The organism is Streptomyces sp. NPDC041122 (assembly GCF_055592445.1).
The window spans coordinates 311200-333752 of sequence record NZ_JBVIYQ010000005.1; the positions used below are offsets into that span (position 1 = coordinate 311200).

Annotated in this window: 22 protein-coding genes; 12 read left to right on the forward strand and 10 right to left on the reverse strand. The window is 72.1% G+C overall.

From position 1 onward, the window contains the following. The first annotated feature begins 110 nt into the window (after positions 1–110). The 3 genes from ACZ6B8_RS20245 (at position 111) to ACZ6B8_RS20255 (ending at position 1567) form a co-directional block, all read left to right on the forward strand. Positions 111–752 carry a TetR/AcrR family transcriptional regulator gene (locus tag ACZ6B8_RS20245; RefSeq protein ID WP_355803109.1) on the forward strand — a complete coding sequence of 214 codons (642 nt, stop codon included), beginning with the start codon at positions 111–113 and terminating at the stop codon, positions 750–752. A 140-nt stretch (positions 753–892) separates the two neighbouring features. Continuing rightward, complete coding sequence (locus ACZ6B8_RS20250; protein ID WP_471608067.1) at positions 893–1120, forward strand: DUF3107 domain-containing protein; 228 nt, start codon at positions 893–895, stop codon at positions 1118–1120. Positions 1121–1297: 177 nt separating this feature from the next. Next, positions 1298–1567, forward strand: coding sequence for a hypothetical protein (locus tag ACZ6B8_RS20255; protein WP_471079101.1), 270 nt, complete (start codon positions 1298–1300; stop codon positions 1565–1567). Between the two features lie 183 nt (positions 1568–1750). Here ACZ6B8_RS20255 and ACZ6B8_RS20260 read toward each other — a convergent pair whose 3' ends face one another. Continuing rightward, positions 1751–2521, reverse strand: a complete 771-nt coding sequence (locus tag ACZ6B8_RS20260) for a ferritin-like fold-containing protein (RefSeq protein ID WP_471079932.1) — start codon at positions 2519–2521, stop codon at positions 1751–1753. 455 nt (positions 2522–2976) lie between these two features. Here ACZ6B8_RS20260 and ACZ6B8_RS20265 point away from each other — a divergent pair, with 455 nt between their 5' ends. Then, complete coding sequence (locus tag ACZ6B8_RS20265; protein ID WP_471608068.1) at positions 2977–5364, forward strand: DEAD/DEAH box helicase; 2388 nt, start codon at positions 2977–2979, stop codon at positions 5362–5364. A 223-nt stretch (positions 5365–5587) separates the two neighbouring features. Next, entirely contained in the window at positions 5588–6544 is a 957-nt protein-coding gene (locus ACZ6B8_RS20270; protein ID WP_471608069.1) for an alpha/beta fold hydrolase, read from the forward strand. Between the two features lie 15 nt (positions 6545–6559). Here the strand turns inward: ACZ6B8_RS20270 and ACZ6B8_RS20275 are convergent, their stop codons facing one another. Then, positions 6560–7519: an NYN domain-containing protein gene (locus tag ACZ6B8_RS20275; protein ID WP_471608070.1), complete on the reverse strand. Its 960-nt coding sequence runs from the start codon at positions 7517–7519 to the stop codon at positions 6560–6562. A gap of 191 nt (positions 7520–7710) precedes the next feature. On the opposite strand from ACZ6B8_RS20275, the gene ACZ6B8_RS20280 reads away from it, so the two are divergent. After that, a complete protein-coding gene (locus ACZ6B8_RS20280; RefSeq protein ID WP_266659153.1) occupies positions 7711–7863 on the forward strand; it encodes a hypothetical protein in 153 nt (50 codons plus the stop codon). 98 nt (positions 7864–7961) lie between these two features. On the opposite strand, the gene ACZ6B8_RS20285 is transcribed toward ACZ6B8_RS20280, so the two are convergent. From ACZ6B8_RS20285 to ACZ6B8_RS20295, 3 genes are all read right to left on the reverse strand, one after another. Further along, positions 7962–8567, reverse strand: coding sequence for a MarC family protein (locus ACZ6B8_RS20285; protein WP_355803127.1), 606 nt, complete (start codon positions 8565–8567; stop codon positions 7962–7964). A 235-nt stretch (positions 8568–8802) separates the two neighbouring features. Then, positions 8803–9678 (reverse strand): PHP domain-containing protein, encoded by an 876-nt coding sequence (locus ACZ6B8_RS20290; RefSeq protein WP_471079087.1) that lies wholly within the window; start codon positions 9676–9678, stop codon positions 8803–8805. 148 nt (positions 9679–9826) lie between these two features. Then, positions 9827–10468, reverse strand: coding sequence for a DUF6758 family protein (locus ACZ6B8_RS20295; protein WP_471079084.1), 642 nt, complete (start codon positions 10466–10468; stop codon positions 9827–9829). Positions 10469–10641: 173 nt separating this feature from the next. On the opposite strand from ACZ6B8_RS20295, the gene ACZ6B8_RS20300 reads away from it, so the two are divergent. Then, on the forward strand, positions 10642–11895 hold the full coding sequence (locus ACZ6B8_RS20300) for an MFS transporter (protein ID WP_471079081.1): 1254 nt from the start codon (positions 10642–10644) through the stop codon (positions 11893–11895). Positions 11896–11913: 18 nt separating this feature from the next. On the opposite strand, the gene ACZ6B8_RS20305 is transcribed toward ACZ6B8_RS20300, so the two are convergent. After that, positions 11914–12507, reverse strand: a complete 594-nt coding sequence (locus ACZ6B8_RS20305) for a suppressor of fused domain protein (RefSeq protein WP_471608071.1) — start codon at positions 12505–12507, stop codon at positions 11914–11916. Positions 12508–13006: 499 nt separating this feature from the next. Here ACZ6B8_RS20305 and ACZ6B8_RS20310 point away from each other — a divergent pair, with 499 nt between their 5' ends. Further along, entirely contained in the window at positions 13007–14143 is a 1137-nt protein-coding gene (locus tag ACZ6B8_RS20310) for a magnesium and cobalt transport protein CorA (protein ID WP_471079075.1), read from the forward strand. A 41-nt stretch (positions 14144–14184) separates the two neighbouring features. Further along, the gene (locus tag ACZ6B8_RS20315; RefSeq protein WP_471608072.1) at positions 14185–14718 is read left to right on the forward strand and encodes a hypothetical protein; all 534 of its coding nucleotides are present in this window, start codon (positions 14185–14187) and stop codon (positions 14716–14718) included. 104 nt (positions 14719–14822) lie between these two features. Here the strand turns inward: ACZ6B8_RS20315 and ACZ6B8_RS20320 are convergent, their stop codons facing one another. Then, a complete protein-coding gene (locus ACZ6B8_RS20320) occupies positions 14823–15587 on the reverse strand; it encodes a hypothetical protein (protein WP_471608073.1) in 765 nt (254 codons plus the stop codon). A gap of 201 nt (positions 15588–15788) precedes the next feature. On the opposite strand from ACZ6B8_RS20320, the gene ACZ6B8_RS20325 reads away from it, so the two are divergent. From ACZ6B8_RS20325 to ACZ6B8_RS20335, 3 genes are read left to right on the forward strand one after another with little or no spacing between them, the layout of a single operon-like run. Then, positions 15789–17069 carry a magnesium transporter MgtE N-terminal domain-containing protein gene (locus ACZ6B8_RS20325; protein WP_471079066.1) on the forward strand — a complete coding sequence of 427 codons (1281 nt, stop codon included), beginning with the start codon at positions 15789–15791 and terminating at the stop codon, positions 17067–17069. Then, positions 17056–17610: a DUF1003 domain-containing protein gene (locus ACZ6B8_RS20330; protein WP_471079063.1), complete on the forward strand. Its 555-nt coding sequence runs from the start codon at positions 17056–17058 to the stop codon at positions 17608–17610. Before ACZ6B8_RS20325 ends, ACZ6B8_RS20330 begins: the two co-directional genes overlap by 14 nt. Positions 17611–17654: 44 nt before the next feature. Beyond that, the gene (locus ACZ6B8_RS20335) at positions 17655–18788 is read left to right on the forward strand and encodes an Mrp/NBP35 family ATP-binding protein (RefSeq protein WP_471079060.1); all 1134 of its coding nucleotides are present in this window, start codon (positions 17655–17657) and stop codon (positions 18786–18788) included. 108 nt (positions 18789–18896) lie between these two features. On the opposite strand, the gene ACZ6B8_RS20340 is transcribed toward ACZ6B8_RS20335, so the two are convergent. The 3 genes from ACZ6B8_RS20340 to ACZ6B8_RS20350 all read right to left on the reverse strand — a co-directional run bounded on the left by ACZ6B8_RS20340 (position 18897) and on the right by ACZ6B8_RS20350 (position 22501). Then, entirely contained in the window at positions 18897–19565 is a 669-nt protein-coding gene (locus ACZ6B8_RS20340; protein ID WP_471608074.1) for a hypothetical protein, read from the reverse strand. A 120-nt stretch (positions 19566–19685) separates the two neighbouring features. Next, positions 19686–20147, reverse strand: a complete 462-nt coding sequence (locus ACZ6B8_RS20345) for a sec-independent translocase (RefSeq protein WP_471079054.1) — start codon at positions 20145–20147, stop codon at positions 19686–19688. A 206-nt stretch (positions 20148–20353) separates the two neighbouring features. Continuing rightward, on the reverse strand, positions 20354–22501 hold the full coding sequence (locus tag ACZ6B8_RS20350) for a S1C family serine protease (protein ID WP_471608075.1): 2148 nt from the start codon (positions 22499–22501) through the stop codon (positions 20354–20356). Between the last annotated feature and the right edge of the window lie 52 nt (positions 22502–22553).

A 22553-nucleotide genomic window follows, 5' to 3' on the forward strand; every position in this document is an offset into this window, starting at 1 on the left:
GCGGTCGTCCAGTCCGTGAAATTCTGCGCTCGCACCGCGCACATCACAGTTACCGAAAAGTACGATGGCGGCGCGGCGCTCACCGCACATCGGACGATTTGGGAGGCGGCGTGACAGCCATCGAGCAGACAGAGGCGGCACGCCCGCGGGGCACACGCCTGCCGCGCCGTGCCCGACGCAACCAGCTCCTCGGGGCGGCACAGGAAGTTTTCGTCGCCCAGGGCTACCACGCGGCGGCGATGGACGACATCGCCGAGCGCGCCGGCGTCAGCAAGCCGGTGCTCTACCAGCACTTCCCGGGCAAGCTCGACCTCTACCTGGCCCTGCTCGACCAGCACTGCGAGTCACTGCTGCAGTCGGTGCGCACGGCGCTGGCGTCCACCACGGACAACAAGCTGCGCGTCGCCGCGACGATGGACGCCTACTTCGCGTACGTCGAGAACGAGGGCGGTGCCTTCCGGCTGGTCTTCGAGTCGGACCTGACGAACGAGTCCGCGGTGCGCGAGCGGGTCGACCGCGTCACGCTGCAGTGCGCGGAGGCGATCTGCGAGGTCATCGCCGAGGACACCGGCCTGCCCAGGGACGAGGCGATGCTCCTCGCCGTGGGCCTCGGCGGGTACTCCCAGGTGGTCGCCCGGTACTGGCTGGCCAGCGGCAGCACGGTCCCGCGCGACAAGGCGGTGGAGCTGATCACCTCGCTCGCCTGGCGCGGCATCGCCGGCTTCCCGCTGCACGGCACGGAAGGCCACTGACCGCCCGCGATGTTGTTCCCGTCCCGTGTTCGCTACCGGCGTGCACGGCCGCGGCGTTCGCCGTCCCCTCACCGGGCTAATGTGTGCTGGGTACGGCGCGGACGGCCGCGCACAGACTGACCGTCGGAGGGACAAAAGCCGTGGAGGTCAAGATCGGCGTGCAGTACGCGCCCCGCGAGATCGTGCTGGAGAGCGGCCAGAGCGCCGAGGAAGTCGAGAACGCGGTGTCCGAGGCGCTGACCGGCAAGTCGCCGCTGCTGAGCCTCGTGGACGACCACGGCCGCAAGGTCCTGGTCCCTGCCGACCGCCTCGCGTATGTCGAGCTCGGTGAGCCGACCGCGCGCAAGGTGGGCTTCAGCGCCCGGTAGGACGCTCCTGCCGCATCGTGCGGACGAAGAAGGGCCCGGTGGTTCCAACCACCGGGCCCTTCCCGTGTGTTGCCCGTCCGCGAGCGAGACCCGCCGATCATGGAGGGTTGCATTCCGGCCGCCGGGGGTAGACCGGCTACGACCGATTTGCACCTGGCCGCAAGGGAGGGCATCACCGTGATTCTGGAAGCACTCGGCTCCGCACTGCTCGGCCTCGCCCTGGCCTGGGCCACCGCGCACCGGCTCGGGCACCGGCTGCCCGCGCGCAGCCTCGTCCTGTCGACGGGCCCCGTCGGCGCGCTCATCGGCGCCTTCATCACACACATGGCGCTCGGCTCCGGCCACACGACCGCGACACTCACAGGAGCGGTGGCCGTCTCGGCGGCTCTCCTGTCGCTCCTGATCCGCCCCACCGGCACCAGACTCCGCCACTCGGCGACGGCCTGACCCCACCCCCTCACGGGGCCTGAGGGCCCCACGGGGGGCGGCCCGGGGCCCCGTAAGGGGCGCGGGGAACGGCGCGAGCAACCACAACAAGCCCGCACCCAAAGACGAACCCCTTAAGGGGCGCGGGGAACGGCGCGAGCAACCACACCCCACCCGCACCCGAGAACGAACCCCACCGTCCAGCTAGGCCGCAAGGCCCAACGCGGCCATCCGCTTGGTGTGCGCCTCGGTGATCCGGGAGAACATCCGCCCGACCTCGGCGAGGTCGAACCCGTCGGCCACCCCCCCGACCAGCATGGTCGACAGCGCGTCCCGGTCGGCGACCACCCGCTGCGACTGGGAGAGCGCCTCCCCCATCAGCCGCCGCGCCCAGAGCGCGAGCCGCCCGCCCACACGCGGGTCCGCGTCGATCGCGGCCCGCACCTTCTCCACGGCGAAGCTCGCGTGCCCCGTGTCGTCGAGCACCGCGAGCACCAGCGCGCGGGTGTCGCCGTCGAGGCGGGCCGCGACCTCACGGTAGAAGTCGCTGGCGATCGAGTCGCCGACGTACGCCTTGACCAGGCCCTCCAGCCAGTCGGACGGCGCGGTCTGCCGGTGGAAGCCGTCGAGCGCGGCGACGAACGGCTCCATCGCCGCGGTCGGCTCCGCGCCGATCGCCGAGAGCCGGTCCCGCAACTGCTCGAAGTGGTGGAACTCCGCCGACGCCATCTTCGCCAGCTCCGCCTTGTCGCCGAGCGTCGGCGCCAGCTTCGCGTCCTCCGCGAGGCGCTCGAACGCCGCGAGCTCCCCGTAGGCGAGCGCGCCGAGCAGGTCGACCACCGCGGCCCGGTACTCGGGCGCGGCGGCGGCCTTCGCCCAGTCCTGGTCGGCGACCGAGGTGGGTTCGGGGGCGGATTCGGCGGCGGGCTCGGGGGCGGATTCGGCAGGGGTGTCAGGCGTCTCCATGAAGCGCACAATAGCCCGCTTGCCGGAGTGCGTAAGGCCCTGGTCAGTGACTGTGACGACGACCATGTGACGTATTCGCCGGACACGCATGCGAGATTCCGGGGTAGAGTGGTAATGCACCCGCCGAATATTCGTCGGGCCGTACGAATGAGGATGCCCGGTCGGTGGCCCGATCGGCTCCGACCCGACAGCCCTCCGGGCGGTACGCGCAGCTGCGTACGGCACGAGGAGGGAACCTCAGCGGTAAGAGCGCTCGAGCGCAGGCAGTGGTCCCGCGCCCCCGGCCCGCCCCCCAAGCAGCCGGCGGTAGTGGCACGGTCACGACCCCCATGCGTTCGCCTCACGCCGCGTCTCACAGAAGAGGCATAGCCCTGACTACGACTTTCCGAGAGCTCGGGATCCTTTCCGAGACGGCCGAGGCCCTTGAAGCCGTCGGCATCATCAATCCCTTTCCCATCCAGGAGATGACGCTCCCCGTCGCCCTTTCGGGCTCGGACGTCATCGGCCAGGCCAAGACCGGCACCGGCAAGACGCTGGGCTTCGGCCTCCCGCTCCTGGAGCGCGTGATCGTCCCCGCCGACGTCGAGGCCGGCCGCGCCAAGCCCGAACAGCTGACCGAGGCGCCGCAGGCCCTCATCGTCGTTCCCACCCGTGAGCTCTGCCAGCAGGTGACGAACGACCTCCTGACCGCCGGCAAGGCGCGCAACGTCCGCGTCCTCGCCATATACGGCGGCCGTGCCTACGAACCGCAGGTGGAGGCCCTCAGGAAGGGCATCGACATCGTGGTGGGCACCCCCGGCCGCCTCCTCGACCTGGCGGGCCAGCGCAAGCTGGACCTCAAGCACGTCAAGTGCCTGGTCCTCGACGAGGCCGACGAGATGCTCGACCTGGGCTTCCTGCCCGACGTCGAGAAGATCATCAACATGCTTCCGGTGAAGCGCCAGACGATGCTGTTCTCGGCGACCATGCCGGGCGCCGTGATCGGTCTCGCCCGCCGCTACATGTCGCAGCCCACGCACATCCGCGCCACCGCGCCGGACGACGAGGGCCAGACCGTCGCGAACACCAAGCAGCACGTGTTCCGCGCGCACAACATGGACAAGCCCGAGATGGTCGCGCGCATCCTGCAGGCCGAGGGCCGCGGACTCGCGATGATCTTCTGCCGTACGAAGCGGACGGCCGCCGACATCGCCGAGCAGCTGGAGCGCCGGGGCTTCGCCTCGGGCGCGGTCCACGGCGACCTCGGCCAGGGCGCGCGCGAGCAGGCGCTCCGGGCGTTCCGCAACGGCAAGGTGGACGTGCTGGTCTGCACGGACGTGGCCGCGCGCGGCATCGACGTCGGTGGTGTGACGCACGTCATCAACTACCAGTCCCCCGAGGACGAGAAGACCTATCTGCACCGCATCGGCCGCACCGGCCGCGCGGGCGCCAAGGGCATCGCGATCACGCTGGTCGACTGGGACGACATCCCGCGCTGGCAGCTGATCAACAAGGCGCTGGACCTGGGCTTCAACGACCCGGTCGAGACGTACTCCAGCTCCCCGCACCTCTACGAGGAGCTGGACATCCCGGCGGGCACCAAGGGTGTGCTGCCGCGTGCCGAGCGGACCCGTGCGGGTCTGGGCGCGGAGGAGGTCGAGGACCTCGGCGAGACCGGTGGGCGCGGCCGTGGCGGTCGCTCCGGTGGTCGCGGCCAGGACCGTGACCGCAACCGTTCGGACCGCTCCGACCGCTCCGACCGTTCGGACCGCGCGGGCTCAGGCCCCGCGACCGCCGAGCGCGAGCGCCCCGCCCGTACGCCGCGCCGCCGCCGTCGTACGCGCGCCGGCAGCCCGCTCGACGCCACGGCGACGGCTCCGGCCGCCGCGGTGACGGAGAGCGCCGCTCCGGTGGCCGAGGCCACCGCTCCGGCCGCCGCCGAGGCGACCGAGCCGCGCACACCGCGCCGCCGTCGGCGCACCCGTGCCGGTGCGGGGTCGGAGGCCCTGGCCACGGCCGAGGCCACGACGACCGTCGAGGCCGCGGCGTCCGCGCCCGTCGTCGAGGCGCCCGCGCCCGTCGTCGAGGCGGAGGCGCCGGTGTCGAAGCCGCGCCGCCGCACCCGCAAGACCGCCGAGACGGTCGCCGAGGTTCCGGCCGCGGAGGCCACCGAGGCACCCGCTCCGGAGGCCGAGGCCGAGGCGGAGGCCCCGGTCACGAAGCCGCGCCGCCGCACCCGCAAGGCGGCGGAGACGGTCACCGAGGCCACCACCCCCGAGGTCACCGCGCCCGACGCCGAGGCCGAAAAGCCCAAGCGCCGCACCCGCAAGACCGCAGCCAAGACGGTTGAGGCACCCGCCCCGGAAGCCGAGGCAGAGGCCCCGGCCACCAAGCCGCGCCGCCGCACCCGCAAGACCGCGGAGACCGTCACCGAGGCCACCACCCCCGAGGTCACCGCGCCCGACGCCGAAGCCGAAAAGCCCAAGCGCCGCACCCGCAAGACCACGGCCAAGACGGCCGAGGCACCCGCCCCGGAAGCCGAGGCAGAGGCCCCGGCCACCAAGCCGCGCCGCCGCACCCGCAAGACCGCGGAGACCGTCGCCGAGGCCACCACCCCCGAGGTCACCGCGCCCGACGCCGAAGCCGAAAAGCCCAAGCGCCGCACCCGCAAGACCGCGGCCAAGACGGTTGAGGCAGCCGAGGCCGTCGAGGCGGAGATCCCGGCCCAGGCGACGGACGAGGCCAAGCCCCGCCGCCGCACCCGCAAGGCCGCCGCCGCTCCGGTGGACGCGGCCGAGGCCGGGGCGCCGGTCGTGGCACCGCGCCGCCGCACCCGCAAGAAGGCGGAACCGGCAGAAGCGACGGAGAGCTGACCCGCAGCCCTCCACCCCCTGCGCGAAGGCCCGCCCCACACCCGGGGCGGGCCTTCGCGTATCGGGACCTCGCCGTGCCGGGCGCATCGCCGCGACTCCGGGCTGCTCGTGGCTCAGCGCCCCGGCACCGAGGCCCTGACCGGCGAGCCGTACGGAAGGGACGACCGCCGCCTCGGTGACGCCCCGGCGGTGCCCCTCGCCGGCCACCCGTTAGCCTCAGCTCATGAGCAGGCCCCCGACCTTTCTTCCGCCCTCCTGCGCCACCGCGCGCCCCCTCCGCACGCCCCGTGGTGACTTCGCCGTCCTCGACGCGGTGCCGGGAGAAGGCGTCGCGCGGCGAGGGACCGTTCTCCTTCTTCCCGGGTTCACCGGGAGCAAGGAGGACTTCATCGCCCTCCTCGAACCGCTGGCCTGCGCCGGGTATCGCGCGGTGGCCGTGGACGGGCGTGGGCAGTACGAGACCCCGGGGCCCCGCCACGATGAATCTCCTTACGCGCAGGGCGAGTTGGCCCTCGACGTGCTGGCGCAGGCCGCCGCGCTCGACGACCCGGCGCCGCTCCATCTGCTCGGGCACTCCCTCGGCGGCCAGATCGCCCGCGCCGCCGTACTCCTCGACCCGCGCCCCTTCGCCACCCTCACACTCATGTCGTCGGGGCCCGCCGCCGTCGTCCCGGAACAGCGGGCCCGCGCCAAGATGCTCGCGGACGCCCTCGCCACCCTGACGATGGACGAGGTGTGGCAGGCCATGCAGGCCATGGTGCCGCCGCCCCCACAGGACGCACAGGACTCGCAGGAAGCCCAGGCCTCACAGGACCCGCAGGAGCCGCGGGAGCCGCAACGCGAAGACGTTCAGGACGCGTCCGCCGGCGCGTCGGCGGACGACGCGCACGAAGCCGCCCTGCGTCGCCGCTGGCTGCTGCACAGTCCCGCCCAGCTCATCGCCACCGGCAGACAGCTCTCCGCCGAACCCGACCGCGTCGCCGAGCTCGCCGCCCTGCCGCTGCCCAAGCACGTCGTCTCGGGCGAGCGCGACGACACCTGGCCCCTGCCGCTCCTCGACGACATGGCGGAGCGTCTGCACGCCCACCGCACCGTCATCCACGGCGCCGAGCACTCCCCCAACACCGACCGCCCCACGCGGACGGCGGCGGCCCTGACCGGCTTCTGGGACCGCCACTGAGCTCGCGGCACCCCGTCAGCACTGCGCCTGCACGTGCTCCCAGAAGCCGTCCCGCAGCGCCCTGCGCAGATCCGCCTGCCCGCGCAGGGAGTACTGCAGCAGCCCCTCCGCCTCCACCAGCAGATCCTGGTCCACCGAACCCGGCAGGTAGGGGTGGCCCGGCAGCAGGCCCACCAGCGCCTCGCGGCCCCGCGACGCCAGCCACTTAGCGGCGATCTGCGCCCCGACGAAGCGCACCTCCTCCCGCGTGGGCCGGTGCGCGGCGGCGCCCCCGCCCGGCTCGTACGCCACGATCGCGCGCCGTGTGACGTACGGCTTGCAGAAGTCGAGGTCGAACGTGCGCTGGCTGTCGACCTCCCACAGCAGCGCCTCCGCCTGGTTGCGGCCGTCGGGCGCCTCGATGCCCCACAGGTGCACCCGCGCCCCGTACCCCTGCGCCGCCTCGACCGCGGAGACCAGGTCCTCGTCGCCGCCGATCAGCGCCGCGTCGCTGATGGCGCGGTACCGCGCCAGTGACTCCAGGTCGCTGCGGATCAGCGAGTCGACGCCCTTCTGCTGGTTGTTGGCGTTGAGGTTGCCGAGCCTGACCTTGACGTCGGGCAGCTCGGCGATCGACTGCTGCTCGGTCGTGTGGATGCGGCGCCTCGCCCCGTCGTACCAGTAGACCCGCAGCAGCCGGCTGTCCGCGAAGATCGTCCTGGCCTTGTCGATGAGCGCGTCGATGAGGCCCTCCGCGTCGAGGTCGAAGGCCCGCCGGTCCTCGGTACCGGCGGCGAGCCGGCCCGCCGCCGCGTACAGATATCCGGCGTCGACGAAGATCGCGTGTGTGGAAGGTGTCTTCGCCACTTCCGCGAGCACCCGTACGAGGAGGGCGTTGGTGCGCTCCAGCTGCGCGCTGATGTCGGCCTCGCCGGGTGCGGCGGGGCCCGGGTCGACGGCATCGGGGTCGACTGCGCTGAGATCGGCGTGGTTCATCGACACCAGTCTCCCGCCGGTCACGCAGCGGACACAACTGCTCTCGCTACCCGTAGGTAATTAGGTTCTCGAAAAATTTCCTTAGCGTAGGGAATGTTTGCACGGGACAACTCGTTGTACCCATCAGGAACACAACGGTTCCCACCCAGCAGTTCTCCTTCAGGAGGATGACCAGACGAAGGGAGAAGCCCTTGCGCTTCGAAATCATGCGACTCGACGATGTCGACGGCTCGGCCGTGGACAGCACCGTCGTGGACGCCGCCTCCGTCAACCGGATCGTGCAGCAGGCCGCAGCGATCGGCCAGCGCATCTACATCCGCCCGGCCGACACCTCGGCCTCATAACGCAGACGTCGCAGGGCCCCCGTGGAGAATCCGGTCGGATTCCCCACGGGGGCCCTTCGTGCGTCCGGGGACCGGGCGCCCCATCGACGCGCGGGTGGTCAGGCGCCCTGGATCACCTGCGTCACGCCGTTGATGATCTGCTGCACCGCGATGGCGGACAGCATCATGCCGGCGAGCCGCGTCACCAGCACCACACCGCCGTCCTTGATGACCCGGATGATCAGCAGCGAGTACCGCATGACCAGCCACAGCACCACGTGCATGGCCACGATCGCCGCCCAGACGGAGATCTGCGTACCGACACTGTCGGCGTCCTGCACGGCCAGGATGACCGACACGATCGCGCCGGGCCCGGCGAGCAGCGGCATGCCGAGCGGCACCAGGGCGACGTTGACGTCCTTGGTCTGCTTCGGCTCGTCCGTCTTGCCGGTGAGCAGGTCGAGCGCGATGAGGAGCAGCAGCAGCCCGCCCGCGATCATCAGCGCGGGCACCGAGACGTGCAGGTAGTCGAGGATCTGGTGGCCCACGAGGCCGAAGACCGAGATCACGCCGAAGGCGACGCACACGGCCTGGAAGGCCATCCGCTGCTGCACCTTGGCGGGCCGGCCCGCGGTCAGGCCGAGGAAGATCGGGGTGATCCCGGGGGGATCCATGATCACGAACAGGGTGAGGAAGAGGGAGCCGAAGACGGCGACGTCGAACACAGTGATGGCCTTGCAGAGAGTCGTACGAAGGATCCGCGCCGGCCGCCACCGGGCACAGGGCGCGGCGGCCGCCGCCACGGAACGCGGTGGATGCGGTGAATGCGGTGGGGCTCCGCACGTGCGTGCGGGGTGGCTCGGCACGTGACGGCGTGCGGGGAAGCCGCTCCGCGCACGCCGTGCGGCGGGGGAAGGGGCTCGCGCGGCGCCAGGGCGCGCAGGTGTGGAGCCGCGAGCGTCAGGCGGCGGAGGGTCCGCCCGCCCCGGGCACCGGGAACGCTCCCGTGGCCCGGCGCGTGATCTCGCCGTAGATCTCGGGGTCGGTGGTGTACTCGCCGAGGACACACGTCTTGCGGCTGCCGTGGTAGTCGCTGGAGCCGGTGACGAGGAGGCCGAGATCGCCCGCGAGGGCGCGCAGCCGGGTGCGGGTCTCGGGCGTGTGGTCCATGTGGTCGACCTCGATGCCGTCGAGCCCCGCCGCGGCGAGCTCCGCGATCACGGTCTCGGAGACGATCTTGCCGCGCTTCTCGGCACCGGGGTGCGCGAAGACGGTGACGCCGCCGGCCGCCTTGACCAGACGGATCGCCTCGAACGGGTCGAGCTCGTGCTTGTCGGCGAACGCGCGGCCACCGTCGGCGAGCCACTCGGGCGTGAAGGCGTCGGAGACGGTGGGCACGACGCCGAGTTCGACGAGGGCCTCCGCGATGTGCGGGCGGCCGACCGAGCCGTCGCCCGCGATCCGCGCGACCTGCTCCCAGGTCACGCCCACGCCGAGCTCCTGGAGCTTGCCGATCATCGCCTTGGCGCGCGGCACCCGGTCGTCGCGGACCAGTTCGCACTCGCGGGCGAGCTCGGGCTCGTCGGGGTCGAAGAGGTAGGCGAGCATGTGCAGGCCCATGCCGTCGAGCTTGAAGGAGAGCTCGGCGCCGGTCACCAGGGTCAGCCCGGTCGGCAGCTCGGCCAGCGCCCGCTTCGCCTCCGCGTGCCCGCGGGTGGTGTCGTGGTCGGTCAGCGCGACGACGTCGAGTCCGGCGGCCGCCGCGTTGCGGACCAGCTCGGCCGGGGTGTCCGTGCCGTCGGAGGCGGTGGAGTGGGTGTGCAGATCGATGCGCACGACGCTGGCTCCAGTGCTCTGACGGGCGGATACGGGGACGCTCAAGGATAACGGGACCGGGGCGCCCCTCCGCCCGCCCGCGACGAGGCATCGCTCACGCGCGGCTCACCACGGGGCGCCGCCCGCGCGGGTCCGACCCACACCCGCCTCACGACATGAGCAACCGCGGCGACAGCGCCCCGCACGGCAGCAGGTCCACCTCCGCGCCCGCGTCCCGCAGATCCGTGAGCACCAGCTCGTCGTACATCAGCAGGCCCGACTGCTCCGGCCACGCGATGGCCCACAGCCACAGGCCGCGCGCCTCGCCCGCGAAGACGGCGCGGTCGTCCGGCGCCCCGGACACGTGCCACATCGGGGTCGGCCGGCCGGCGGCCAGCACCTTGGCCTCCGGTGGCTTCTCGACGCTCATGTGCGGGCCGGGGTCGGGGCCGTCGATGCCCGCGTACCGCGCGCCGAGGCCGACGCCCAGCTCCTCGGCGACGAGCACGAGCTCACCGACGCCGCCGAGCGGCGCGGGCCCCGAGCAGGCCACGGCCGTCGCGCGGCCACCGCTGCGGTCGTCGCCGGCGCAGGCCACCCCCGTGAACAGCCAGCCGACCGGCAGGGGCCACGGCATCCACACCGGCACCTGTGCGCGGTGCACCACGACCTGGAGGGCCTCGACGCTGGGCGGGATCACGGGCTGCAGCGGGTGCACGGTGCCGTGCACGTCACACTGCCAGGAGTCGGCAAAGAGACCGGGAGCCCTGACCCGGCCACCACACTTCGGGCAACTGGGTTCGCCCCTCATAGCGCCCAACGGTCCTCCCCGGCCGCCGCCCCGTCAAGGACGATCACCCGTCCGGTGGCGCTGTCACCAGGCAAAACTGCGTGTAGCTTGCATCATTTAGCCTTGCTAACTTAATATATGTATACATCAACGATCTTCAACGATCCCTGTGGCAGCAGTGAAGGAGCGGCTGTATGAACAGCAGCACAGGGGGCCCCGCCGAAGGGGACCCATTCGACGCCGGGGCGGCCAGCCTCCTGCGGCAGCCGAAGGCCGTGTGGGCCACGGCCGGCGCGTCCGTGGTGGCCTTCATGGGCATCGGACTCGTCGACCCGATCCTGCCCTCCATCGCCAAGGGCCTGGACGCGAGCGCCAGCCAGGTCTCCCTCCTCTTCACCTCGTACTTCCTGATCACCGCGGTCGCGATGCTGGTCACCGGCTTCGTCTCCAGCCGCATCGGCGGCAAGAAGACCCTGCTGCTCGGCCTCGCGCTCGTGGTGGTCTTCGCGGGCCTCTCCGGCACCTCGGGCTCGGTCGGTGAGCTCGTCGGGTTCCGGGCCGGCTGGGGGCTCGGCAACGCGCTCTTCGTCTCGACCGCGCTCGCCGTCATCGTCGGCGCCGCGGCCGGCGGCAGCGCGGCCGCGATCCTGCTGTACGAGTCGGCGCTCGGCCTCGGCATGGCCTGCGGCCCGCTGGTCGGCGCGCTGCTCGGCGACGCCAGCTGGCGCTATCCGTTCTTCGGCACCGCCGCGCTGATGGCGATCGGCTTCCTGTGCATCACGGCGTTCCTCAAGGAGCAGCCGAAGCCCGCGCGGAAGACCTCGCTGCTCGACCCGGTCAAGGCGCTCGGCCACGGCGGGCTCGCCTCCGCGGCGGCCTCCGCGTTCTTCTACAACTACACGTTCTTCACGGTGCTGGCCTTCACGCCGTTCGTGCTGAACATGTCCCCGTACAAGTCGGGCGCGGTGTTCTTCGCCTGGGGTGTGCTGCTCGCCGTCTTCTCGGTGCTCGTCGCGCCGCGGCTGCAGGCCCGGTTCGGCTCGCTCAAGGTGCTCGGCGGCTCGCTCGTGCTGCTCGCCGTCGACGTGCTGGTGCTCGGATACGGCGACCACACCACCGCCATCGTCTGCACCGTGCTGTCCGGCGCCTTCATCGGCGTGAACAACACCGTGTACACCGAGCTCGCCCTCGGCGTCTCCGACGCGCCGCGCCCGGTGGCCAGCGCCGGCTACAACTTCGTCCGCTGGTTCGCGGCCGCCGCCGCGCCGTTCTTCGCGCCGAAGATCGAGGAGTGGAGCAACATCCACGTCCCGTTCGTGGTCGCGGCGATCACGGCGGTGCTCGGCGCGGGCGTGGTGTGGGTGCGCAGGAACGCCCTCACCCACGAGGCCGAGGAGCTGGAGCCGCGGCACGCCACCGAGGACGGCGTCACGGTCTTCGCCAACTGAGGCTCCGGCGGCCGGACTTCAGTCCAGGGACACGGACTTGCGCAGCGGATCGCGCAGGTCCGTTCCGCTGTTCAGCCAGCGCTCCTGGAGGGCGGCGGCGCCGTGCACCCGCTTCCACGCCGCCTCGTTCGGCGTCATGGGGAGCAGCGGCAGGAACCGTACGGGCTCCATGGGCGCGTCGAGTTCGAGGTCCTCGACCAGGCCGCCGGGCTCCGCCACGAGCACCGAGGTGAACGGCGCTCCGGGCCACAGCGGTTCGCCCACGTCCAGCGAGGCGCCGGGCACCACGACCAGACCCTCGACCTGAGGCGAGGCGGCCAGTACCGCGAGGGGCCGCAGCGCCTTGTCGGTGTCGGCGAGTCCCCCGCGGACCGAGAGCACCAGTTCGGCGCGCGGACCCTTCACCGGGTCGGCCAGCGCGGCGGTCGGGTCGGCCATCGGCTGGGCGGACATGCCGAGCGTGGCGTAGCGCACGAGGCCGCCGTCGTCCCCGCCCGTGAACCGCAGCACTTCGACCCGGTCGGTGCCGAGGAAGGTCACCGCGGCGCGCGCGTCGGGTTCCCCCAGGCCAGTACGGAGACGGGTCTCGACCAGCGCAAGAACATCAGACATGCCGCGAGCATAGAACTCGTCAGCTGAGGGCAAAGCGGGGGCTTGACACTTCTGTCGGCTGATAGTGTTGGCCGCTGGCTCAGGGCAGCACGCAGAAGCGTCGCTTTCAAGCCCTGCAGACAGACACTGACTTCGCGCCACTGGCGTGAGGGGCGCATGGGACTTCCCTTACGGGGGACCGGCCGGAGGAGGTGGGGCTGCAATGGACCGAAGTCGACCGTGCAGTACCACCCGCTCTTCCGCCCGGTGACGCACGCAGCCCTCTGGCTGCGCACGTACACACACGCACCGCGCGCACCGTTCGTGCCGTGTGCGACGGAAGAGCACTTCGTTCCCACCTGATCTGTCTGAGTTTCCTGATCTGTGTCAGTAGCGAAGCTGCCACCGCGACGGTGCGGTGCTCCCCGCTTTGTGGACGTGCCAAACATTCCGCAGTAGGACGTCCCCATTCCGGGCAGTTCCAACCGTCGCAGGCGGCCTCCTTCGAAGGAGCCTGCCCATGTCGATGATCCGCGACCTTCGTGCCGCCGTCCGTCCCTCGCTGCGCAAGGACGGCACCTCCTACCCTTCCTCCCCCGCGTCGTACGACACCTACGACGCCACCCGTGACGCCGCGTCCGCCGTCGTCGACTGCGCCGTCTACCGCGACGGCAGCCGACTGGCGTGCGCCGACGCCCTCTCCCCGCACGAGGCGATGCTGGAGGTGCGCCGCCGCGGCGGCTTCGCCTGGATCGGACTGCACGAGCCGACCGAGGCCGAATTCGCCGGTATCGCCGCCGAGTTCGGGCTGCACCCGCTCGCCGTCGAGGACGCCGTCCACGCCCACCAGCGCCCCAAGCTGGAGCGCTACGACGACACACTGTTCACCGTCTTCAAGACCATCCACTACGTCGAGCACACCGAACTCACCGCCACCAGCGAGGTCGTGGAGACCGGCGAGGTGATGTGCTTCACCGGTCCCGACTTCTTCATCACCGTGCGGCACGGCGGCCACGGCTCGCTGCGCGCCCTGCGCCGCCGCCTCCAGGAGGACCCCGAGCTGCTCGCCAAGGGCCCCTCCGCGGTGCTGCACACCATCGCCGACCACGTGGTCGACGGCTACATCGCGGTCGCCGACGCCATGCAGGACGACATCGACGACGTGGAGAGCGAGGTCTTCTCCGCGCCGAGCAAGGGCAAGGGCACCTCGCGCGGCGTCGACGCCGGGCGGATCTACCAGCTCAAGCGCGAGGTCCTGGAGTTCAAGCGGGCCGTGTCGCCGCTGCTCCGCCCGATGCTGCTGCTCAGCGAGCGGCCGATGCGGCTCGTCGACCCCGACATCCAGAAGTACTTCCGTGACGTCGCCGACCACCTCACGCGCGTCCAGGAGCAGGTCATCGGCTTCGACGAACTGCTCAACTCGATCCTCCAGGCCAACCTCGCGCAGGCCGCCGTCGCGCAGAACGAGGACATGCGCAAGATCACCTCGTGGGCGGCCATCATCGCCGTGCCGACGGCCGTCTGCGGCGTCTACGGCATGAACTTCGACCACATGCCCGAACTGCACTGGCGGTACGGCTACGGGATGGTGCTCGCCCTCATCGGCGGCGTCTGCCTCGCGATCCACCGGACCCTGAAGCGCAACGGCTGGCTGTGACGGCCCGTCGGCCGCCGCATGCCACTCGGTAGGCTGCCGCCATGACTGCTGAGGCTGCCGCCACGCCCGCCGATCCGCTGCTCGGCCGCGCCCTCGTCGAGGAGGCCACCAAGAAGTCCGGGCTCATCTGGGTCCAGGGTGAGGGCTCGCCCGCGCGGGCGCTGTGGCACGTCTGGTACGAGGGCGCCGCGCACCTCGTCGGGGACGGGCCCGGCGAGCAGCCGCTGCCCGGACTCGTCGACGGCGGCACCGCCGAGGTGACCGTCCGCAGCAAGGACAAGGGCGGCCGGCTCGTCGCCTGGACGGCGCGGGTGAGCGAGCTGGCGCCGGGCTCCGAGGAGTGGGAGGCGGCTGTCGCCGAGCTGAAGGGCAAGCGGTTGAACGCGCCGGACGCGGAGCGGGTCACCGTGCGGTGGGCCGAGCAGTGCCGGGTCGTGCGGCTCACTCCGCGTGCGGCGGTGACGTCGCTGCCGTCGGGGTCGCTTGCGGCCGTGCCGCTGCCCTCGGGGGCGACGACGCGGGAGCCGCTGCCCGGGGGGCTTCCTCGGCTGCTTTTCAAGCGGAAGCGGCGCTGAGGTTTCGGGGGGCGCTTCTGCGGGTGCGTCGTGGTTGCTCGCGCAGTTCCCCGCGCCCCTGAGGCTGCCCCTTCGGGGCTCGCCTCATCCGGTCTCGGCTCCGGTCAGGACGTCGGCAACTGCTTGCCGTAATCGACCATCTCGTCCTTGCCCGGCTCCCGCAGGGGGAAGTCCCGGTTCCAGTCCGTGAGCTTCAGCGTGCCCGCGTGGCCGCCGCGCTCCAGGCGGAGCGGGTAGGGCTTGCCCTCCAGGGAGACGGACAGGGTGCCGCCCGCGCCCTCGTCGCCGGTGATCTTGATGGAGCGTACGGAGCCCGTCTCGCCGCGGTCGCCCTTGGCGAGCTCACCGTGCAGCGCGAGCATGCCGGCCAGGAGCTCGCCCTTGTCCGTGAAGCCGCTCAGCTGCTGGTAGGCGGGGTCGCCCTGGGGCACCTTCACGTACTTGTCGTCCAGCTTGGCCGCCGCCGTCCCGTCCGCGGACATGCCGTCACCCTTGCCGCCGTCGTGCGTCCAGAACTCCGACCCGGCCTTGAGGTAGAGCTCCTCGCCGACCCGCAGCAGCTGGAAGGTCTGCCCCTTGGAGGTGACCGAACCCGTGCCGCCCTCGCCCTTGAGGCGCATGTCGAGGGTGTACGTGTGGTTCTTGCTCACCACCGTGCCGGAGAGCCGCACGGCCGACGCCTTCTGCGCCGCCGAGTCCGCCTTGGCCTGGATCTTCGCCGGGGAGAGCTTCCCCACGCCGTTCGTCCCCGCGTCCGGGTCCTCACCGCTGCACGCCGTCAGGCCGGTGGCCGCCGCGACCAGGCCCGCGCACATCGCGCTCACGAACGCCGCCCTGCGGGCGCGGCTGGCCAGGGGAAGTGCGGTCACAGGTGGCGCTGCCTCTCGTGCGGACGGCCTACGGCTACGGCAGTACGGCAGCGTACCCGGATCGGCCGGACCGATCGGAGGCAGTCCGTCCGGACCCTCCGCCGGGGCGTATCCGACCGGGACGGGCTAGCCTGAAGCCCGTATTGACCCGTATTGGCGGACCAAACGGGATGAACCCCCCGACCCGAAGGAGGCGCACGCATGGCGGCAGGCGCCCCCAGGGTCTTCGTCTCGCACCTCTCCGGCACCGCCGTCTTCGACCCGAACGGCGATCAGGTGGGCCGGGTGCGCGACCTGGTGGCGATGCTCCGGGTGGGCAGACGGCCGCCCCGGCTGCTCGGCCTCGTCGTCGAGCTCTCCACCCGACGCCGGATCTTCCTGCCGATGACCCGGGTCACCGGCATCGAGTCGGGCCAGGTCATCACCACCGGCGTGCTCAACGTACGGCGCTTCGAGCAGCGGCCCACCGAGCGCCTCGTGCTCGGCGAGATGCTGGACCGGCGGGTGCACCTGGTCGGGTCCGGCGAGGAGGTCACCGTCCTCGACGTGTCGGTCCAGCAGCTGCCCGCCCGCCGCGACTGGGAGATCGACCGGGTCTTCGTGCGCAAGGGGCGTGGCGGCACCTTCCGGCGCAAGGGCGAGACCCTGACCGTCGACTGGTCCGCCGTCGACGGCTTCTCCCTGGAGGAGCACGGCCAGGGCGCCGAGAGCCTGCTCGCCACCTTCGAGCAGCTGCGCCCCGCCGACCTCGCCAACGTCCTGCACCACCTCTCCCCCAAGCGGCGCACCGAGGTGGCCGCCGCCCTCGACGACGACCGGCTCGCCGACGTCCTGGAGGAGCTGCCCGAGGACGACCAGATCGAGATCCTCGGCAAGCTCAAGGAGGAACGCGCCGCCGACGTCCTGGAGGCCATGGACCCCGACGACGCCGCCGACCTCCTCGCCGAGCTGCCCGAGGAGGACAAGGAACGCCTGCTCACCCTGATGAAGCCGGACGACGCGGCCGACGTGCGGCGGCTGATGGCCTACGAGGAGCGCACGGCCGGCGGTCTGATGACGACCGAGCCGATCGTGCTGCGGCCGGACGCGACCGTCGCCGACGCGCTCGCGCGGGTGCGCATGGAGGACCTCTCCCCCGCGCTCGCCGCGCAGGTGTACGTGTGCCGCCCGCCGGACGAGACGCCGACCGGCAAGTACCTGGGCACCGTGCACTTCCAGCGGCTGCTGCGCGACCCCCCGTACACGCTGGTCGGCTCGATCCTCGACGACGACCTGCAGCCGCTCGCGCCGGACGCGACGCTGCCCGCCGTCGCCGGGTTCTTCGCGACGTACGACATGGTGGCGGCGCCCGTCGTCGACGAGGGCGGCGCGCTGCTCGGGGCGGTCACCGTCGACGACGTACTGGACCACATGCTGCCCGACGACTGGCGCGAGACGGAGTTCCATCTGGAGGAGGAGGGAGCGGGCCATGGCCGACCGTGAGCGCGACAACCGCGCCGAGCCCCGCAGCCCGCGCTTCCGCCTCGACCAGCCGAGGACCCCGCGCCCCCGGCTGCTGCCCGAGTACGACCCGGAGGCGTTCGGGCGGCTCTCGGAGCGCATCGCGCGGTTCCTGGGGACGGGCCGGTTCATCGTCTGGATGACGGTCGTCATCGTCATGTGGGTGGTGTGGAACATCGCGGCACCCGACCACCTGCGCTTCGACCAGTACCCGTTCATCTTCCTCACCCTGATGCTGTCGCTGCAGGCGTCGTACGCCGCTCCGCTGATCCTCCTCGCGCAGAACCGCCAGGACGACCGCGACCGCGTCAACCTGGAACAGGACCGCAAGCAGAACGAGCGGTCGATCGCGGACACCGAGTACCTCACCCGCGAGATCGCCTCGCTGCGCATGGGCCTCGGCGAGGTGGCGACCCGCGACTGGATCCGCTCCGAGCTCCAGGACCTGGTCAAGGAGTTGGAGGAGCAGCGCGTGGTATTCCCGCGGGAGGGCTCGCGCGGGAGTGATGTAGGCGACCGCTGACAGACCTTTCCGTGCCGGGGTTACCGCGCCGTACTATCGGTCGTATGGCTACGGAAGACGCGGTGCGTGAAGCACTGGCGACGGTGAACGACCCCGAGATCCAGCGACCCATCACCGAGTTGGGGATGGTCAAATCGGTGGATATCGCCGCTGACGGGGCGGTAGCGGTCACCGTGTACCTGACGGTCTCCGGCTGCCCGATGCGCGAGACCATCACCAAGAACGTGACCGACGCGGTCGCCGCCGTCGAGGGCGTCACGCGGGTCGACGTCACCCTCGACGTGATGAGCGACGAGCAGCGCAAGGAGCTGGCCTCCGCGCTGCGCGGCGGCACCGCCGAGCGGGAGGTGCCCTTCGCCAAACCCGGCTCGCTCACCCGCGTCTACGCCGTGGCGTCCGGCAAGGGCGGCGTCGGCAAGTCCTCGGTGACGGTGAACCTCGCGGCCGCGATGGCCGCCGACGGTCTCAAGGTCGGCGTCGTCGACGCCGACATCTACGGCCACTCCGTGCCGCGCATGCTGGGGGCCGACGGCCGGCCCACCCAGGTCGAGAACATGATCATGCCGCCGTCGGCGCACGGCGTGAAGGTCATCTCCATCGGCATGTTCACCCCGGGCAACGCCCCGGTGGTGTGGCGCGGCCCGATGCTGCACCGCGCGCTCCAGCAGTTCCTCGCGGACGTCTTCTGGGGCGACCTGGACGTGCTCCTGCTCGACCTGCCGCCGGGCACCGGCGACATCGCGATCTCCGTCGCCCAGCTGGTGCCGAACGCCGAGATCCTCGTCGTGACGACGCCTCAGCAGGCGGCCGCCGAGGTCGCCGAGCGGGCCGGCTCCATCGCGGTGCAGACCCACCAGAAGATCGTCGGCGTCGTCGAGAACATGTCGGGCCTGCCCTGCCCGCACTGCGACGAGATGGTCGACGTGTTCGGCACCGGCGGCGGCCAGAAGGTCGCCGAGGGGCTCACCAGGACGACGGGCGCGACGGTGCCGGTCCTCGGCTCCATCCCGATCGACGTCCGGCTGCGCGAGGGCGGCGACGAGGGCAAGCCGGTCGTCCTGAGCGACCCGGACTCCCCCGCGGGCGCGGCGCTGCGCGCCATCGCGGGCAAGCTGGGCGGCCGCCAGCGGGGCCTGGCAGGCATGACACTGGGCATCACACCCCGCAACAAGTTCTGATCCGGGGCTGAGGCCGCCCAGGGGACGCCCCGTAGGGGCGCGGGGAACACCAAGGGGAGGGGGCGCCGTCACTCCGACGGCGCCCCCTCACCCGTCCGGCCCGCCGCCCTAGGCGTACGCGCCGATGTCCTGGATGACCGAGAAGCCCAGACCGTACGCGCTCATGCCGCGCCCGTACGCGCCCAGGTGCACGCCCTCCTTCGTGGAGCCGGCGAGGACCCAGCCGTACTCGGACTCGCGGTAGTGGAACGGGGTCGGCTCCCCGTCCACCGGCAGCGACAGCGAGGACCAGTCGGAGCCCTCCAGGTCGTCGGCGAGGACCCAGGCCGTCTCCGTCTGCTGGTCGAGCCAGTCGTCGCGCAGGGTGTGGTCCATCTGGCCGGGCCAGGTGAAGGACAGCAGGCCGACCCCGGCGAGCCAGGCCGCCGAGGAGACCGAGGTGGCCTCCAGCAGGCCCGTGCCGTCGGCGCTGCGCCGTACGGGGTTGGCGGCCACGGTCACCACGACCGCGAAGCGCTCCTTGTCGCTGTTGCCGAGGCTGCCCTCGGCGCGGACGGACGGCTCGTCACCGTGTCCGATCGAACCGTGCTCCACGGCTCCGTCCGACGTCGCGCCGACCTGCATCAGCCAGCGCTGCCCCGTGAAGGCCTCGTCCAGGCCGTACCAGGGGAAGGGCGCCAGCAGGTAGCCGTCGACCGTGCGTCGGGCGGAGGGCACCGCTTGTGCGGTGCCGTCCCCGGTCGACGCCTTCGCGCCCACCGCACTCGTCGTCTCCATGTACCCGGCCGCCTCCTCGCTCTCGAGTGTCCGGAGCGGCCCGCCCCCCTCGGGCGTCCTCACCCCGGACAACAAGGCAGGATAGCCACACCTGTTGGCGGGAGCAGTTCAGGCGAGGCCTCAGGTGGCGTCCGCGTCGAAGGGCGGGGGGTCTCCCGCGGCCGGCTTTCCGGGCTCGGCCGTCTTCTTCCGCATGTCGATCCGGGCTCCGCCGGACGAGGCGGCCGAGGCGTCGGAACCGGTGTCGGAGGAGTCGCTCTCGCGGCCGTGCACGGCGTCCGCGACCTCGCTCATCTCCTTCTTGAGGTCGAAGCCGTTGCGGATCTCCTTGAGCCCGAGTTCTTCGTTGTCGAGCTGCTTGCGGATGAACTTCTTGGGGTTCAGGTCCTCGAACTCGAAGTCCTTGAACTCCGGGCCCAGCTCGTCGCGGATGTCCGCCTTCGCGCTGTCGGAGAACTCGCGGATCTTGCGGATCGTGCGGGAGATGTCCTGGATGACCTTCGGCAGTTTGTCCGGACCGAAGATGAGCACGGCGAGGACGACCAGCGCCACTATCTCGAGTGCGCCAATGTCATTGAACACCTTGAGCTCCTTGCGATGTCCTCAGCCCGCAGCAGGTCGTCCGTGCGTCGTCGTCTGGGCGTCGTCGTCCGTGCGTGTCCGGAAAGTGGTGCCCAGCAGGTTTTGCGTGGTCCGGACCGGGACCACGGTACCCGCCGCCCGTGTCCGTCCGGTAGCCGCTGCACGACAACCCGGATCAGACCTGGCCAGTCCTTTACCCGAACCGCTCAGTTCCCGTCGGCCGAGCCGAGCACCAGGGTCACCCCGCGGTCGTCGCCGCCCCGCTCGACGGTGAGCCGCAGCCGGTCCTTCGGGCGGTGCGCGCGGACCTTGACGATGAGTTCGTCGCTGGAGTGCACGGCGTGGCCGTCGACCTCGGTGATGACGTCGCCCGGCGCCAGGCCTGCCCGGTCGCCGGGGCCGTTCTTGTTGACCGAAGGGCCGCCGCTCCTGCCCTTGTCCGCGATGCGGGCGCCGTCCCCGTTGAACTCGGTGTCGAGGGTGACGCCGATCACGGGGTGCGTCGCCCGGCCGAAGTTGATCAGCTCTTCGGCGACGCGCTTGCCCTGGTTGATGGGGATGGCGAAGCCGAGGCCGATGGAGCCCGCCTGACCGCCGGTCGGGGCGGAGCCCTCGTCCGCGGAGCGTATGGCGCTGTTGATGCCGATGACGCGCGCCTTGGAGTCGACGAGGGGCCCACCGGAGTTGCCCGGGTTGATCGGCGCGTCGGTCTGCAGGGCGTCGACGTACGAGATGTCGCTGCCGTCGCCCTTCTCGCCGCCCGCGGTGATGGGCCGCTCCTTGGCGCTGATGATCCCGGAGGTGACGGTGTTCGCCAGGTCGAAGGGGGCGCCGATGGCCACGACGGGGTCGCCGACCTGGACGCTCTCGGAGTTGCCGAGGGGCAGCGGCTTCAGCCCGTGCACGTGGGACACCTTGACGACCGCGAGGTCGTAGCCGGAGTCGCGGCCGACGACCTCCGCCTCGGCGGTCTCGCCGCCGCTGAAGGTCACCGACACATGGCCGCCGGTGCCCGCGGGCTCGACGACGTGGTTGTTGGTGAGGATGTGGCCCTTGGCGTCGAGGACGAACCCGGTGCCGGTGCCCTGCGCGGAGTCGCCGCTGACGTGCAGGGTCACGACGCCGGGCAGGGAGGCGGAGGCGATGCCGGCGACGCTGCCCTTGGGCCGCTGCGCGGACTCGGCGTCCGGCTGCCGCAGCTGGACGTCGTCACTGCCGTTGCGCTCCAGGTACGAACCGATGGCGCCGCCGACCAAGCTGGACACGAGGGCGAGCACGACGGCCCCGACGACCAGCATCCGCCGCCCGCGCCTGCGCCGTTTCTCCGGCGCCTCCGGGGGCAGCGACCCGATCTGCTGCAGGGGCGCGTTCCACGGGTCGTACGGCTGCCGAGCCCCTGGGCCGGGGTGGGCATGGGGCTGAGGCTGGGCGTGGGGCTGCTGAGGCTGAGGGGCGGTGTCGTACGGGGTGGTCGGGGTCCCCGGTGCCGGGGTGCCGTGGGGCGGGGTGCCGTGCGCCGGGGTGCCGCCGTGCGGGGGCGCCGGGTGAGGGGCGTCGTAGGGGGCGGGTGGCTGGGCCGGAACGTGCGGCGCGGGGGCGCCGGGTGTCGGGGTCCCCTGCGGGGGTGTCGGCAGGGAGGTGCCGTGCGCCGGGGTCGCCGCGGGGTGCTGCACGGGGGGCGCGGGCGCCCAGGGGCCCGGTTCGCCGTAGGGCGGGGTGCTGTAGGGGTCGGGGTCGTGCAGGGGGCGGGGGCGGTCCGTGGCGGCCGTGGGTACGGCTCCCGGGGCGTCCACGGGGCCTCCCTGAGCCGGCGCTTCCGGCACCTGCGGTGCCATCGGGACCTGACCCGTCGCGCCCTGGGCGGGAATCGGAGCGGCCACGCCGTCGGCCGACGCCCCGTACGGGGAGCCGGCGGGCGGTATGAACCCCCCGGGCACCGCGTCGCCGCGGGGGTCGACGGGGGCGGAGGGCTGCGCCGCGGCGGTGCCGGGGTCGGCCATGGGCGCGGGGGCCGGAGACGCCGGTGCCGGGTCGGCGCCCGACCTCACGGGCTCCGAGGGCGTCGGCGAGGCGGGACCCAGCCCGGTCGGGGCGTGGCCCGCGGCGGGGTCCGGGTCGGCCGAAGCCCCCGGCGGCACCTCCGGGGCCTGCGGGGCCTGCGGGGCCTGCGGGGCCTGCGGGGCCTGCGGGGCAGGGGCCGCTGAGGTCTCGGCGTCGGGGCCGGCGGAACCGGGCGGCGGGGAGGTCGGCTGTGGCGTCCCGCCCTCAGACGCGTTCGAGCCGGCGTGCGACGCCTCCGCCTCCGACCGGGGGCGGCTCCACCAGTTCGCCTTCGTGGGCTTCCCCTCGTCCATGTTCTCCCCACAACTGGCCCGCGGCGGACGCCGTTTGCTTGCTCAACCCCGT